Consider the following 14,298-nt stretch of genomic DNA (forward strand, 5'->3'; position numbering starts at 1 on the left):
CCGCCCTTTTCCGCCGGTTTGCGCCCAGCGCCAGGGACGATACCGAAAACAGCTACGCCGACACCCAGCAACACGCCATGGCGAAGAAAGCCGCGGCGACCCGATTGCCGATCAAGAAACTGTAGCTTCCCCATGATCACAAGACCTATGCCGTTGATTTTATCTAGCCCGGTATCGTTATGTGCAGCCTGCCGGGAAGGCTTCAGAGCCAGTCGAACAAACGCGTGATCAGGAAGCCACACAATGCGCCGACCGCAATCATCGGTAGCACCACAAGTTCACGCTTCATACTCCAGATATTCAGCTTGGAATTGACATAGACGATCAGTGCCAGCGTCGGGAAGGTATGCAGAGCGGCCCCCCATATGGCGTATTTCACTCCGCCAATGGCCAGCAACAACGGTATCAGTGCCCACAAAGAGACGAGCCGGATGATGTTGTCCATCGCCTGGTACTTGGTATGGCCCAAAGCGATCCACAACTGATGTGCCAAGGTATAGCGCAAGGTGAAGAACGACAGCGACAGGATAGCCAGCATCGGGCCTGCGTCGGCATAGCGCTCATCGTACATCCAGCCGATCAGCAGCGGGCTGGCAGTCAGGAAACCGCCACACAGGAACAGCATGACCAGATCGACCAGCAGCCTGAAGTGGAAGTAGAGTTTTTTCAGGCGCGCCTGGTCACCGGCCCTGGCCGCTTCGCTGAAAGCTGGAAGCGCCACTGACCCGACCAGTTTGAGCAAGCCGGTCTGGATCGACCCGAGAATCAGCACGGCAATGGAATACACCCCAAGCTGCGCCACCGTCATCGTGCCGCCGAACCAGATGCGGTCGCCATACATGGCCAATACCCCAACCATCGAAGACAGCAGTATCCAGCGCCCGAACACGATCAGTTCGGTGAGCGCTGCGCGGTCCCATTGCAGGCGGTTGTGCGGGCCATGCAAGGCGAAATGGCCCAGTAACGTGCCAACCAGCGCCGAGGCCAGGCCGGCGACCACCAGAGACCAGATGGACCGGGTGAAATAGCCGATCACCAGCATCGTGACCAGCCCGACGACCTGCGATGCGAGCTCTATCAGCACCACGCGCTTTTGCTGGAAGGCGCGTACCGCGACGTCTATCTTGGTGGACTGGAAACCCCAGATGATCGCTGAAATGCCGGTCACCGCCAGCACCAGCGGCAGCTCTGGCGCTGCATAAGTGGAATGCGCCGGCCACAGATCGGCCAGTTGCGCCCACCAGGCGCCGAGGGCCAGCAGCAGCGTCAGCGCGAACAGCACAAAGCCGCGCACGATCTGCACCGTCCAGGCGGTGTTGAGGAACAATGGGTCGTCGCCGCGGTGGCTCTGGATGATGTTCTGCCGCAGGCCGACATCGGACAGCAGGTGCAGCAGCACAGAAACGGTGGTGGCAATGACCATCACCCCAAACATTTCCGGCAGCAGTATCCGCGCCATGATCAGGTTGCCGCCCAAGCGCAGCACCTGCGAGGCCACCAGCGAGACCAGGTTCCATGCGCCTGCGCCCATGGCACGCTTGCGCAGACTGGCAGGTGCTTGCACATCAATCGACGGCATGACTTGAATCTCTGACTGAATGGCTAGAAGTCACTATAGTTTCAATTAGCCATGATGCTAGTGCCCATCCACCCAGGGACAGGTGACCTCTCCCATGCCCGAACATTTACGTGCGCTGATCGTCATTTTGTTCCTGGCTTGCGTGGTGTTCTTTCTCGCACGCAGCCCGGCAAAGGACCTGATTGCCGAGAGCGATTTCAAGCGCCGCCGCAACCTGTGGTTCGCGTTGACACTGGTGGCCTTTTTTGCCCACAGCTACTGGATCTACACCGCCGTTGCCGCGGTCATCCTGCTCACGGCCAGGCGCCGCGAGCGCAACCCCATGGCGCTGTTCTTCCTGTTGCTGTTCGTCATACCGCCCGCGTCGAAAGAGGTGCCCGGCTTTGGCGTGGTCAACTACCTGATCGAGCTGAACCATCAGCGCATCCTGACCCTGTGCGTGCTGCTCCCCGCCGCACTGGTGCTGAGCAAGCAGAGCGATACGCTGCGTTTCGGCCGCCTGTGGGCCGACAAGCTGCTGGCCGCCAGCCTGTTGCTGATGGGGCTGCTGTACCTGCGCGAGACCACGATTACCGATACCCTGCGCCAGGCGGTGTACTTGTATGTCGACGTGTTCTTGCCCTACTACGTCGCCAGCCGCGGGTTGAGGGAGCTGAGCGACTTCAAGGACGCGATGCTGGCCTTCGTCATTGCCGCTTTGGTCTTGTCGCTGCTGGCCGTCGCTGAGTACGCGCGCCACTGGCTGCTGTACAACGCGTTGCTCGACGCCCTGGGTGTGGAGTGGAGCATGAAAGGCTACCTGAGCCGGGGCGGTTCGTTGCGCGCCAGCGTCACCGCCGGCCAGGCCATTGCCCTGGGCTATGTGATCACGGTTGCGATTGGTCTGTTCCTGTTCGTGCAGGGCTTCGTGCGCAGCCAGCTGCAGCGCACCCTTGGGGCCTTGCTGCTGGCCGCCGGCCTGTTTGCGCCACTGTCACGGGGCCCCTGGGTGGGCGCGGTGGTGATGATTGTCGTGTTCATCGCCATGGGCAAGCGTGCAGTCACGCGCCTGTCCCTGCTCGCACTGGCAGGGGTGCTGAGCATTCCGCTGCTGACCATCGTGCCCGGCGGCGAAAAGATCCTCGACCTGCTGCCGTTCATCGGCAGCGTGGACAATGAGAACATAACCTACCGCGAGCGTCTGCTCGACAATTCGTGGATCGTCATTCAGCGCTACCCGTTGTTCGGATCGTTCGATTTCCGCAACACGCCGGAAATGCAATCGATGATCCAGGGCGAGGGCATCATCGACATCGTCAACACCTACATCGGCCTGGCGCTTAGGATCGGCCTGGTAGGGCTGGCGCTGTTCGTGGGGTTCTTCGCCTGCGTCCTGATGGGCATCAACAAGAGCATGCGTACCTTCCCCGACAAGAGTGACCCTTACCGCCAGCTCGGCAGGGTGCTGTTGGCGACCTTGCTGGGCATCCTGGTGACCATTTTCACGGTAAGCAGCATCACGGTAATCCCGGTGGTGTACTGGTCGATTGCCGGGCTCGGCATCGCCTACATCCAGATGGTCCGCAGGCTCGCTTTCGCCGATGCCGAACACCCTGCCAACGCCAGCCTGCAACCGAGGTAGTTCAATGACCGACACTTCATTCTGCCCCTTGACCCGGGCAACGGCACTGGTTGGCCTGCTGATGCTGCCGCTGGCCGGCATGGCCTCGGAGTGGGTCGTCAGCGTCGACGAACAGAACGGCCTGCCCAACCTGACGCGCGGCGGCGGCCCTGCCTTTGCCTCAAGCTTCGACTTCTGGGGTGAAGACTGGAGCTGGACGGGCTTCTACCCGACACTCAAGGTTCAGGGGCCTTACCGCTACACCTTGACGGGGCGAAACAAGGACCTTGATTTCGACCTGAAAGCCGATATCCAGAAGGACCAGGGGCAAACCCTGACCTGGCACTTCGACCTGCAGGCACAGAGCAAGCAGGCCGATGTGATGGGCGGCGGCATCGTCTGGCGCTTCGACCCGGCGCTGATCGCCGGGGAAATGGGCGACCCGGTGCTGTTGCCCGGCAACCGCGGTTGGGCTTGGGGCAAGAACAGCGGCGGGCCACGTGTGCAAATGCGCTTCGATCCCCCGTTGGCCAAGGTCTATTTCGAGCGGGGCGATACCAGCCAGGTGCGAACCTTCTTCTACACCGACCCGATTCTGCCTGGCCGCCAACAGATCAAGGCGGTGCTGACCGTTGCCGGGGATATCGCCATAGGGCCCACGCCCAGCGAACGCTTCGGCCTGGCCGACCCCACGCAATGGCCGGATGACCAGTTGGACTGGCGCACGTCACCTGTGGACCTGTCGTTCCTCAACGCGGGGGAAATACCAGCCGGCAAACGTGGTTTCGTCAAAGCATCCGGTGAACAACTGGTGTTTGCCGACAACACCCCGGCGCGCTTCTGGGGCACCAACCTGTCGGCTTATGCGCTGTTCAAAACGCCTGACGAGGAAATCAAAGCGCAGGCCAAGCGTCTATCGGCACTGGGCTTCAACCTGGTAAGGCTGCACCACCACGACTCCCCGTGGGTGAGCCCGAACATCTTCGGCGATCTCACCCAGCTCAAGAACACCGAGCAACTCGACGCCGAAGCGCTAAGGAAGATCGACTGGTGGATCAAATGCCTCAAGGACGAAGGCGTGTATGTCTGGCTCGACATGAACGTGTCACGCATCCTGACCGCCAACGACAACATTTACGCCTTCGATGAACTGCCCAAAGAGCAAGGCGTTGCCGCTGTAAAGGGCTATGCCTACGTCAATGTCACCATTGCCCAGGCCATGAAGCGCTTCACTGAACGCTACATGACCCACATCAACCGCTATACGGGGCTTGCCTACAAGGACGACCCGGCAATCGCGGCCATTTTGCTCACCAACGAAAACGACATCACCCAGCACTTTGGCAACGCGCTATTGCCGGACAAGGGTGTGCCCCGCCACAGCCGGCTATACATGGACGAAGCCAAGGCTTTCGCCGCCCGCCAGGACCTGCCGGCGGACAAGACCTGGCGTGCCTGGGAGCACGGCCCCTCCAAGCTGTTCCTCAACGACCTGGAGCACCGCGTTTTCGCTGACATGATCAAGGACCTGCGCAACATCGGGGTCAAGGTACCCATCTCCACCACCAGCACCTGGGGCGGTAACGGCTTGTCCTCGCTGCCGTCGCTGACCACGGGTGACGTCATCGATGCCCACAGCTATGGCGGCATCGGGCAGCTGGAGAAGAACCCGTTGACCAGCGGCGGCATGATCGACTGGCTCGGCGCCGCTCAGGTGGTGGGGCTGCCGATGACGGTCACCGAGTGGAACGCCGAACCCTTCCCGCTGCCTGACCGCCACTCATTGCCGCTGTACGTGGCAGCGACGGCCAGCCACCAGGGCTGGGACGCAATCATGCAATACGCTTACAGCCAGCAGGGCTTCTTCAGCCAGTGGCGCCGCGCAGACAACTGGAATGCCTACAACGACCCGGCGCTGATGGCCACCCTGCCTGCCGCCGCCCTGCTCTATCGCCGCGAGGACGTGCAGCTGGCAAAAACCCGTTACGTCTTCGCACCCACTCCAGACACCTTGTTCAACAGGCCGATCACACCCAATACCTCGGTGCTGCTGCGCACCGCCATGGAAAAGGGCCAACTGCAGATCGCCATGCCCCAGACAGCGCAATTGCCGTGGCTACAGGCCAGCGCCATCCCGGCCGATGCGCAGGTGCTGCGTGACCCAGACCACTCACTGCTCGATGCCAACGCCAGCGAGTCGGTCACCGATACCGGGCAACTGCGGCGCAACTGGCAACAGGGCGTCTACACCATTGACACGCCCTCGACCCAGGCCGCGACCGGCTGGCTGGGTGGCCAGGCAATGGACCTTGGCGACATCCAGCTGCAGCTGAAAACCGCGTATGCCAGCGTGGTGGTACAAAGCCTGGATACCAAGCCGCTCAACCAATCGCGCAGCCTGCTGATTTCACTGGGTACCCGTGCTGTGCCCCGCCCCGACGACATGACTCCGTTTCACGTCGAGCCGCTCGAAGGCACCCTGAGCGTCAAGGCGCCAGCAGGCTTGAAACTCTACGGCCGCACGGCCGATGGGCAGGAGCAGGTGCTGGCGTCGTCCTACCAAGAGGGGCGCTACATCATCCGTTTCGACGGGCGCAGCATGACCAACTGGCTTTTCTTGAAATAGGGCATATCGCCATCTAGAGTCAATTCAGACCTGTATTCCAGGCATTCGACGCTGCTTCTGTTCCAGGAGGATTGGATGAAGTACTTGGTTGTCGGGGGTTCAGGCTATATCGGCTCACACATGGTCAAGCACCTGTTGGCCGCAGGGCACGAAGTGGTGGTAGCGGATACCGTGGCCACCGGCCCTGATATCGAATGGGTCGAGCTGGATATCGCTGATGCGCTCGCGCTAGATGCGCTGTTCGACGACTGCCACTTCGACGCCGTTTTCCATTTTGCCTCGTTCATCCAGGTGGCAGAATCGGTCACCGACCCGTGCAAGTACTACCAGAACAACGTCGCCGCCACGCTGACCCTGCTCGATGCAATGGTGCGAGCCGGGATCAGGCACTTGGTCTTCTCCTCTACAGCAGCCGTTTACGGCGACCCACAGTACATCCCCATCGATGAGCAGCACCCCAAGGCGCCGATCAATCCCTACGGGCGCAGCAAGTGGATGGTGGAGCAGATCCTCCAGGACTTCGACCGTGCCTACGGATTGCGGTCGGTGTGCCTGCGTTACTTCAATGCCGCGGGCGCCGACCCGGAAGGTTCGCTGGGTGAATGCCACGAACCGGAAACCCACCTGATCCCGTTGATCCTGCAGGCGGCCTCTGGTCGGCGCGAGGCGATCACCGTGTTCGGCCATGATTACGACACACCCGACGGCAGCTGTATCCGTGATTATGTGCATGTGGCCGACCTGGCGTCGGCACACGCGCTGGCGGTGGACTACCTGTTGGCCGGCGGCGCAAGTACGGCGTTCAACCTGGGCAATGGCCTTGGGTTTTCGGTGCAGGAAGTGATCGATACCGCCCGGGTCGTGACCGGGCGGCAGATCAACGTGGTCGAGGCAACGCGCCGCGATGGCGACCCGGCCAGGCTGGTTGCCGATGCTGCCCGGGCCAGGGGGGTGCTGGGATGGCAGCCACGGTTCGATTCACTGGAGCAGATTGTGCGGCACGCCTGGGACTGGGAGCTTCAGTACCCCTGGCAATGACGTGAGCGCAATAGCAAGCAAGGAGCAAGCATGGCTAGCCAGCTCCTTGCATCAGCAATCAAAGGCTCAGTAGTAAGGCCGCGGTTGCTCATCCGCCTTGTTCAATACCGCCCCGATCAAATTCGCCGTCGCCAGATGATGCAGGCAGTCTTCGATATCCTTCTTGCTGTTCACCCCGTTGGCAACTACCAGCAGCACACAGTCGAACTTCGGCAAGACGGTCAATGCATCGTCGGAACTCAACAGCGGTGGCAGATCGAAAATGCAGATACGCGAGTCGTAGCGGTCGCGCAGGTCGCTGATCAGGCTGTTGACCTTGGGCGATGACAACATCTCGGTAGACATCGGTATCGGTTCACGCGTGGGCAGCACCACGAACCGCGGCAAGGTCGGGTTGACCAGTACCTCTTCCAGCCAGGCCTCGCCTTTGAGCAGCTCGTTCAGCGCTTTGTCCATGGGCAGGCCAAGGCTGCTGCCAACCCTTGGACGACGCAGGTCGAAGTCGACCAGCAGCGCGGTCTTGGTGGTGTGGTGGGCGATGCTCATGGCCAGGTTGACCGCCAGCACTGTCTTGCCCGCCTCGGGTGTCGGCGAGGTGATCGCCAAAGTCCGCCAGCCGTTTTCTTCCATGGCCTGCAGCACTTGCGTGCGCAGCAGGTCGATGGCCCCGCTCATGTTCGAGTTCTTGTTGTAGGAGACGATCCGGTTGCGTTCCAAATGCTCCGCACGCAGCGGCACCACCTTGGTCTGCACGTAATCGAATTGCCCCAAGGCTTCGGGCTGCTCCGACACAGGCGCCGCCTTTGGCGTTTCAGCGGGAGTGGGAGAAACCTGATGAATGTTCTTTCCGATAGCCGGCGTAATTCTGTCCATCGCTGCGCTTCCCTATTCAAACCGAGCCATAGCTTTAAACAGCAAGAGGTCCAGTGGCATGTAGAACACATGGACGACCACCATCAGCATAGCAACCAGCAACAACCCGCCGATGACCAGCAGCACCCGCCACTTGCGGCGCCTGGCCACATCGGCCTGCGTGGAAATGTACGGCACGGCCACCAGCACCCGCTTGCCCAGCACGCTTTCCAGCGCACCGACACCCCGTATACGCTGGTTCAGCATTTCCAGCAGCATCACCAGCGCGCCGCCCACTGCCGGCGCCAACACCAGGCCAAGGGCGACAATTTTCTTGCGGTTGGGCTTGACCGGTTTTTCCGGCATCAAAGGCGGCTCCAGCAACACGAAGCGCTCAGCCTTGTTTTCCTGCTCCAGACTTTCGGTGATCTTCGCGCCCATTTCCTTGTCGCGGATTTCTTCATACTTCTTGCGTGCGTTGTCATGGTCACGCATCAGTGTTACCAGGCCGCGCTCCACTTGCGGAGCTTCGAGGATATCGGCCTCATAGCCTTCCATTTTGGCCGTCAGCTGACGTTTCTGTTCAGCAAGCGATGCGATGCGCGACTGCGTAGCCGCCATTTTGGTACGTACCCTGGCCGCATCGAGGTTCATGGCCGCCGCAGCGGCGATGCCCTTCTCGCCCGAGGCCTTGAGCAAGTCGATCTTGCGCTTGACGGCCACCACATCGGGGTGCGCCGGGGTGTATTTGGTCAACAGCCGGGCATACTCGGCCTTGAGGCTGGCCAGGTCCTGTGGTTGGTCCGCCGAGGCAGGCCTGCCGCCAGCCGCCTGCGCGGGCACCCCCGCATTGGCGGCCGCCAGCTCCAGTTCGAGGTAACGCAGCTCTTCCTGGGCGGCCTTGTAGTCGCGATCGACCTCGCGGAACTCCAACTCCGAACGCGACAACATGCTCATGCGCAACTGCTGGTTCTCAGGCAAGGCATTGGCGTGCGCCTGCTTGAAATCCGCCAGCTTGTTCTCGAGCGCAGCCAGCTCGGCGCCCAGCTTGTTCGCCTCCTGGGTAAGGAATTCGGTGGTCTCGGTTGCGCGCTCGGTGCGCTGTTTCATGTTTTCGTTGAGAAACAGCGTCACCAGTTCGTCGGCCACTTCCTTGGCAACTTCAGCGCGCTTGTCCTCATAGGAAACCGTGAACGCGACCGTCGCCTCGCCACGCCCTTTGACGTAGGTACTGAGCGTGGCCACGACGATTGCACTGCGCATCTGCTCGATCTTGTCGGTCTCACTGAACCGCCTGCCCTTGTCGGCGAACAGGTTGTACTTGTCGATGATCTTCAGCAGGTTCTCGCGGGTCATGACGCGCTGACGAATGACCTCGATGCGCTCATCGGCAAAACTGTTGTTGTTGGCCGAGACCAGCTCTGGCGAAATCTGTTGCGACTCCACCAGGATGGTGCCGGTCGACTGATAAAGGGGCGGCACCGAGACGGCGACCCCGACGGTTGCCGCAATCACGACCACGATGCTCACCCCCAGCAACAAGGCGCGGTCCTTGATGATGGCGATGTAATCTTTAAGGGAAAGCTCGTAGTCCGTTTTCATGGTGGCCACCCGTGCGAGAGTCAGATGTCGGGATATCTGTACGTCAGCGTCAATCCGGCAATGGTCGCGTCAGCATCGGGCAAGCCGTCTTGCTGGCGCTGCTTGTACATCAACGAGAAACGCAGGTCCCAGGCCGGTGAAAATGCGCGGCTTGCCCAGATGCCATACGTTTGTAACGTGTTTGGCGAGACCCCTTTGCTGTCCTGCCAGGACGCATCGACGCCCACGCGGTCGACCTCGGTGACCAGGTAGCTCCAACTGCCGCGTACCATATCGAGTTCGGCAAAGCCGCCCTCGGCGTTGGCAACGGTGCTGCGCTCAGCGCTGAAGGTGGCATCGGCACGATCGCCTCGGTAGAACAGCGACATGCCACCTTCACCGCGGCGCCCGCCGCCAGAACCCGTGGTCTTGTTCACGCCGATATGCATCTCGCCTTCAAACCGTTCGGAAAACCGGTGCCTGACACCGATATTCGGGCTGTAGCTGTTGGAGGACACCGCGGTGGTATCGTCCTGCGGTTCATAACGCCTGGCGTCGAAACCGGTGATGATGTCGGTGCGCTCGCTCCAGGCGTAGGTCCATGTCGATGTGTTGTACAGCTCGTCGTAACCGGTCAGCGAACTGATGTCATAACGGGCATGCGAATAGGTAAGGACGTTGGCCAGCGTGCTGCGCTCGGTCACCGCGCTGCTCCAGTTGGCCTCGAGCGTGGACATCTCCTGCGTGCCGTCGGTGGTGACCACGCCGGTGTCCTGCACAGCACCGGACAGTGTGGAACTCTCCTCATAGCGCGCCAGCAAACCAAAGCCACCGGTCTCGGTCTCGCGCTGCCACCCCAGGCTCACTTTGGGGTCTTCACGGTCATCGACGATCGACCGGTCGGATGAGCGCAGCACGTTGACACCCAGGCCCAGGCGCAACTGGTCGCGGTCGAACTGACCGATCAGGCTGTAGTCGGGCGCAATGATGGTACGCGTCACACCTTTCTCCTCGGACGTCAGGAGCAATGGGTTGCTGTCGTACTCGACAGACGTGGGCACCACGACTGAAGACTGCCAAATGGCGGCGTGAACCACCCCGGACAACGGCAACATCATGATTGCCGTCGCAATATTCGTTGGTCGGAAAATAGGCACTAGAGATTCTTATATATTGGTAGGGTCAAGGTACGACCAGCGTATCGCCAGCCTGAAGTTGGAAGTTGGTGGACATGTCGCGCCCGGAAACCAGATCCTTGTAGCGCACCGGCAATACCTTTTGTGAAGGGCCGCTGCCGCGGATGACCTTGATGGCACTTTCGTCGGCGAATTTGTCCATTCCACCCGACATGCTCAGCGCCTGAAGCACCGCCGTAGGGCCTGCCATGGGCACCGGGCCTGGCTTGATGACCTTGCCTTGCACATACACAAGGTTGCCCGCCGTACCCGTGACAACGACGCTTACATTAGGATCTGCCAGGTAGGGTTTGAGGCCGGCAGTGACCTTGTCGGCAACCGCTGTGACGTCCAGCCCAGCCACATCGATTCGGCCTGCCAGGGGGAAGGTGATGCTGCCATCGGGTAGTACGACGGTTTCCTGGCGAAGGGTGTCCTCTTGCCAGACCGAAATCAGCACCCTGTCACCGGGGCTGAGCAGGTACGCCGGGTTGCCTTGATCGGCCACGCTGGTGCCGGACCAAGTCACGAATACGCAAAAGATGCAAATCAGCAAACGCGCCATGAGGGATCCCTCCGGCCTTGCGGCCCAGGTTCAAGAGCACTGAATGAGAACGACACTAAACCTCTCGCTCCACTTCGCAGCCGTTACAGCGCTGCGACGGCCTCAAGCATCCAGGAGGCCCTTTACCGCAATGCCGCTTCGCCTGCCACTGCCAATTTGCGTCTGGGGCGTCAGCTACTGGAATATAGCAACAGCTGTAAAATTGACAAGCGGCTAATCCCGTCTTCGACGCAAACATCCATTATTTAGCGTCAATTCACTGGCAGTACGGTTAAGTTGATCGTAATGGTAACAACAGCGTCCTCAAATTTTCTTTCTGTTGGCAACTGCGACAAAGCCGATCACCGCAAACGCAAACACCCAGCCTGCCGTTGCCAAGGGAACAATATTTGCCTGGCTCATATAAGAATCAGCCGCCCGTGCCGCACCACTCAATAACACCAACAGAAAGATGGATTTGATGAACAGTGTTGAGCGCATGGTCCCCTCCTACGAAGAGGAAAATTTATTATGGGTTTTTGGCGGAGGAATGAATCGCTGTTGATTGGAGCTTATGGGCACGATGCCATTACGTCAACGTTCCGACACCATAATAAATCTCAATCGACTGCCCCTCGACTCGTCAAATTATCGACATGCAGAAGATGCAGGCACTTTTCACCCGCTCGTGCTTCTAGCAACTCATTGATATGCCATAAAAAATAAACTGTCATCAGCGCCCCACCCTGGCCAGCATGCGGGTAGTCGAACCGGGGCACGACTTGAACGATGTGTTTCATAGGCGAGAAACATTGAGAATCATTGCGCTTAGCGTCACGCTTATGACGGAAAAAGATCGAGGGTACGTTCGACCTCATCAATATCGATCGTGAAGCCATCACCCTGCGGCGTGCCGACGACGAAGCCAAAATGCTGATGGTCACGGTCCGTCAGGTACTTGTAGTAGCTGACGAAGCGGTTAGGCGGCTGCAGCGCCAGCAGCGAGCCGCCTGAACGCAGCACATTGACGCCGTGAACCAGCTGGCTGCCTTCCACGCCAATCACCGTCCTGGCCCCCGCGCATGCCGCGACGATGGTCGGCACATCGCACCTGAGTGGGTCGATCACGCGAAAGCCACGGTACTTGCGCAAGTGTTCGGCGACCTCAAGTTCGTTGCGCATCAAGCGCAATTGGCCTTCACAGCCGCGCAGAATGAACACGCCAGGGTGCGTTACAGGGTCCACATGCGACAGCAACTTGTCGCCCATGGCACGGTAGCGCTGATGCCGGCTGCGGTTGTTGCTCACGTCGTCGAACAGCACCAGCTCCTTGAAAAATGCGCTGCGCAAGCGCAAGGGTTGCATGTCCAGCCACGCCTCATAGCCGGGGGCCTGGGTAAACAATGGAAACCTGGCCGATGGTGCCGTGGTAACAGGGATGCCCTCGTTGCAGGCCAGTGCGTAGGTCGGGCAATCTTCCATCAACCAGGTACCAAACCAAGTGTTGCCGTTTTGCGTGCAATACACAGCACCCCGCTCTATCTCGTAGTCCACCGTTACCCGCGGGAAAGTGCTGGGCTTCAACGACAGCCAATGGCTGGCGTCGTCTTTGTATAACGCCCCGTCAATCAGCCAGACATCCTTTAGCAGGTAGCCGCGCGTCGGGCCTTGCTGCGCACGGATACCGCCTTCCATGGTGAGCGCGGGGTGAACATGGGGGAAAAAACGCTTGGCCTCCCAACCGGTCACGCGTTCCAGCTGGTTGGGCAAGAAATACGCCGGTGGAGAGACGGTGGTTTCGCCGGGCGCGATGTCCCAGGTTTTAACCGCCCGACTTTTTATGTCGATATCGGCTTTACGGGCAAGCCGCTTTCTGGCCATGTGTTTGTAGGCGGCCAGTGTCCAGACAGTTTCGCTGGTAATCAGCGTTGAATTGAACTCAGAAATATTACTACCCATGGCAAGCCCCCTATGATAAGAACGCCAAAAAGCTCGCAAGCGACGTCCTTATCCAGGCCGGCCCTGACGCTAAGTTAGTTGGACAACACCCTTTCCATCGTGGGCGGTGATTTCAAGTTGGCATACCGTTCGCGCAAGTTCTCGAAAAACAACTCACCCGAACTTCTATTGCCATAGAGGTATATCTTGTGCAGGCCGCCAAACACCATTTCGTGGTAGCGGCTTGCAAGCGCTTCATCACTGGACCCTTCCGGTAAACCCAGGTGCAGCGTCAACTTGTTGCCCTCGACCGCAAACAGCGGCGTGTCCCAAAGAAACTGGGCCACTCCCGTCTTGGGTAGACGGATGAACATGTAAGCGTGGTTGCCCAGCGAGTCGATATCACCCCCGCGCCGCCGCTTCCACTTCAGTAACCCGTCATCCGGGCGCGCCAGACAAAGACCGATGTCGTAATAGTCGTAGCCATTGGCCAAGGCCCACTCCAACGCCAGGTAGGTGGTGATGGAGTTGACCTCACGCAGTTTCTTGGCATCGGAAAACACGGCTTCGCAGTAACCGAAACGCAAGGTGCTCCAGTAGCGCTTGCCAGCCCGGGTTATCTCACAACCCAGGTGACAGGCCACCACCTCGCCATCCAAGGTGATCAAGTCCAGGCGGCCTACCCCCTTGGCCAAACGAAACACCTCCTCGGTGGGAAACTGTGCCGCATGAATGCCTTGCCGTGCGCTGGCATAAGGCCGAAGCAGGTCACGGTCGGCCATGGCAATTTCGTCATCCGAGAGCGTTTGCCTCATCTGGTACAGCGGTCGGTTCTTGCGGATACTGCGGCGCAACTCACTGTCATAGCGCGCGGTGATATCGTCCAGCGAGCGCCCAAGCGGTACGACGGCACTCAGGTAGTGCGGTACGGACAGTGCCCCGAGGGTGGGTAACTCACTGACTACTACGCGGCTGGGCACGCTGCCCGCCGGGCCCTCGGGTGCTGGTGCCTGCTGTTGCGCTTTGCCGCCTATCAACAGCTTGGCCATTTCGCGCTGTTGCTTCCTGCCGATGTAGAGAATTTCGTAGGGGCTTTGCTGCTGCAGCCTGAACCGGGCGACCTCCCAATGCCAGAAGCACGCCCGCCCAAGCATGTCGCGTAACACGTTTGATACGGTTCTGATCTCGTAACGCAGCGAAGGTGAGATGAGTTTTCGAGCTATGGCCATCATGTGCGCTTTCATTTCTTCTTCGACGTCCTTTGAATTCAAACGGCCTTATCGGAAGAGAAGCGGGTTATTGCTCGAGACAATGACGTAAGCGACTGATAATCCGACAACATTGCCCCTTGCCGGCCTAACATTC

General features: G+C 59.8%; 11 protein-coding genes. 3 read left to right on the forward strand and 8 right to left on the reverse strand.

Annotated elements, in window-relative coordinates; genetic code table 11:
- Nucleotides 1–202: 202 nt before the first annotated feature.
- On the reverse strand, nt 203–1,579 hold the full coding sequence (locus JOE27_RS05345; protein ID WP_115274618.1) for an oligosaccharide flippase family protein: 1,377 nt from the start codon (nt 1,577–1,579) through the stop codon (nt 203–205).
- A gap of 94 nt (nt 1,580–1,673) precedes the next feature.
- Here JOE27_RS05345 and JOE27_RS05350 point away from each other — a divergent pair, with 94 nt between their 5' ends.
- From JOE27_RS05350 to galE, 3 genes are all read left to right on the forward strand, one after another.
- A complete protein-coding gene (locus JOE27_RS05350) occupies nt 1,674–3,200 on the forward strand; it encodes an O-antigen ligase family protein (RefSeq protein WP_204918133.1) in 1,527 nt (508 codons plus the stop codon).
- A 4-nt stretch (nt 3,201–3,204) separates the two neighbouring features.
- Nucleotides 3,205–5,805, forward strand: a complete 2,601-nt coding sequence (locus tag JOE27_RS05355) for a glycosyl hydrolase family 5 (protein ID WP_204918135.1) — start codon at nt 3,205–3,207, stop codon at nt 5,803–5,805.
- A 75-nt stretch (nt 5,806–5,880) separates the two neighbouring features.
- Nucleotides 5,881–6,843 (forward strand): UDP-glucose 4-epimerase GalE, encoded by a 963-nt coding sequence (galE, locus tag JOE27_RS05360; protein WP_119687156.1) that lies wholly within the window; start codon nt 5,881–5,883, stop codon nt 6,841–6,843.
- A 66-nt stretch (nt 6,844–6,909) separates the two neighbouring features.
- On the opposite strand, the gene JOE27_RS05365 is transcribed toward galE, so the two are convergent.
- The 7 genes from JOE27_RS05365 to JOE27_RS05395 all read right to left on the reverse strand — a co-directional run bounded on the left by JOE27_RS05365 (nt 6,910) and on the right by JOE27_RS05395 (nt 14,177).
- On the reverse strand, nt 6,910–7,716 hold the full coding sequence (locus tag JOE27_RS05365) for a CpsD/CapB family tyrosine-protein kinase (protein WP_046785988.1): 807 nt from the start codon (nt 7,714–7,716) through the stop codon (nt 6,910–6,912).
- A gap of 12 nt (nt 7,717–7,728) precedes the next feature.
- A complete protein-coding gene (locus JOE27_RS05370; RefSeq protein ID WP_115274614.1) occupies nt 7,729–9,297 on the reverse strand; it encodes a Wzz/FepE/Etk N-terminal domain-containing protein in 1,569 nt (522 codons plus the stop codon).
- Nucleotides 9,298–9,317: 20 nt separating this feature from the next.
- Complete coding sequence (locus JOE27_RS05375) at nt 9,318–10,433, reverse strand: hypothetical protein (protein WP_115274613.1); 1,116 nt, start codon at nt 10,431–10,433, stop codon at nt 9,318–9,320.
- A gap of 25 nt (nt 10,434–10,458) precedes the next feature.
- On the reverse strand, nt 10,459–11,016 hold the full coding sequence (locus JOE27_RS05380; RefSeq protein WP_125923708.1) for a polysaccharide biosynthesis/export family protein: 558 nt from the start codon (nt 11,014–11,016) through the stop codon (nt 10,459–10,461).
- Nucleotides 11,017–11,319: 303 nt separating this feature from the next.
- A complete protein-coding gene (locus tag JOE27_RS05385; protein ID WP_168216558.1) occupies nt 11,320–11,496 on the reverse strand; it encodes a hypothetical protein in 177 nt (58 codons plus the stop codon).
- Between the two features lie 339 nt (nt 11,497–11,835).
- Complete coding sequence (locus tag JOE27_RS05390; RefSeq protein ID WP_115274612.1) at nt 11,836–12,954, reverse strand: glycosyltransferase family 61 protein; 1,119 nt, start codon at nt 12,952–12,954, stop codon at nt 11,836–11,838.
- A gap of 74 nt (nt 12,955–13,028) precedes the next feature.
- The gene (locus JOE27_RS05395) at nt 13,029–14,177 is read right to left on the reverse strand and encodes a hypothetical protein (RefSeq protein ID WP_174141914.1); all 1,149 of its coding nucleotides are present in this window, start codon (nt 14,175–14,177) and stop codon (nt 13,029–13,031) included.
- Between the last annotated feature and the right edge of the window lie 121 nt (nt 14,178–14,298).

This window comes from Pseudomonas sp. M5 (assembly GCF_016907075.1).
Classification (GTDB): Bacteria; Pseudomonadota; Gammaproteobacteria; order Pseudomonadales; family Pseudomonadaceae; genus Aquipseudomonas; species Aquipseudomonas putida_E.

Bases quoted from the DNA above. Each gene is read 5' to 3' on its own strand.
- JOE27_RS05370 (WP_115274614.1), bottom strand. From the start codon at position 9,297: ATGAAAACGGACTACGAGCTTTCCCTTAAAGATTACATCGCCATCATC.
- JOE27_RS05365 (WP_046785988.1), bottom strand. From the start codon at position 7,716: ATGGACAGAATTACGCCGGCTATCGGAAAGAACATTCATCAGGTTTCT.
- JOE27_RS05350 (WP_204918133.1), top strand. From the start codon at position 1,674: ATGCCCGAACATTTACGTGCGCTGATCGTCATTTTGTTCCTGGCTTGC.
- JOE27_RS05345 (WP_115274618.1), bottom strand. From the start codon at position 1,579: ATGCCGTCGATTGATGTGCAAGCACCTGCCAGTCTGCGCAAGCGTGCC.
- JOE27_RS05395 (WP_174141914.1), bottom strand. From the start codon at position 14,177: ATGAAAGCGCACATGATGGCCATAGCTCGAAAACTCATCTCACCTTCG.
- JOE27_RS05380 (WP_125923708.1), bottom strand. From the start codon at position 11,016: ATGGCGCGTTTGCTGATTTGCATCTTTTGCGTATTCGTGACTTGGTCC.
- JOE27_RS05355 (WP_204918135.1), top strand. From the start codon at position 3,205: ATGACCGACACTTCATTCTGCCCCTTGACCCGGGCAACGGCACTGGTT.
- JOE27_RS05390 (WP_115274612.1), bottom strand. From the start codon at position 12,954: ATGGGTAGTAATATTTCTGAGTTCAATTCAACGCTGATTACCAGCGAA.
- galE (WP_119687156.1), top strand. From the start codon at position 5,881: ATGAAGTACTTGGTTGTCGGGGGTTCAGGCTATATCGGCTCACACATG.
- JOE27_RS05385 (WP_168216558.1), bottom strand. From the start codon at position 11,496: ATGCGCTCAACACTGTTCATCAAATCCATCTTTCTGTTGGTGTTATTG.